This window comes from Campylobacter sp. 2014D-0258 (assembly GCF_008000495.1).
GTDB lineage: Bacteria > Campylobacterota > Campylobacteria > Campylobacterales > Campylobacteraceae > Campylobacter_D > Campylobacter_D jejuni.
The window spans coordinates 1-562 of the sequence record NZ_VOAR01000003.1 but is presented as its reverse complement, the minus strand read 5'-3'; the positions used below and the strand labels follow the sequence as shown (position 1 = coordinate 562).

The following is a 562-nucleotide window of genomic DNA, read 5'->3' as shown; positions in this document are numbered from 1 at the left end:
AAACTCATACCTTTTTTATGGGCTTGTGAGAATTTACTTGATAAAGATTTAAATAAACCTTTTGAAAAATTAGAACCTTTAAGTTTAAATAAACAAAATGAGTTTTTACTTAAGGCTTATTATAAAGTTTATCAAAGTATTAAACATTGTAGAGATTTTAGTAAAATACTCAGCAATGATTTTAACAATATACAAAATATATATTTAAATTTAAACAAAAAAGAAAATGATTTAAACTTGGCTATTAGAAAAATAGATGAATTTAAAAATAAATTAGAAAATATCAAACAAATGCAAGATTTATATGAAATTTTACAACCTCTGCGTACTCAATTTGAACTTAATCTTGCTAGAATTTATGTTTTAAATCCTAAAACCAAAGAAGATGCTTTTAATAAAAGTATTCTTTGGATAAAAGAACATTTAGAATTTATGGAATTAGTTTATGGGCATATTAAAGCACAAGAAAATGCTTTACTGATTAAAAATTTACTTTCACAAGCAAAACTTAAAGAAAGTAAATTAGATAAATGGATGGAAAGGGTGAGAAGGTGAAAGAAGA

1 pseudogene is annotated in these 562 nt (G+C 23.0%); it reads left to right on the top strand.

From position 1 onward, the window contains the following. Nucleotides 1-555 (top strand): annotated as a pseudogene (locus tag SR62_RS00550) (motility associated factor glycosyltransferase family protein); the annotation flags it as partial. Between the last annotated feature and the right edge of the window lie 7 nt (nt 556-562).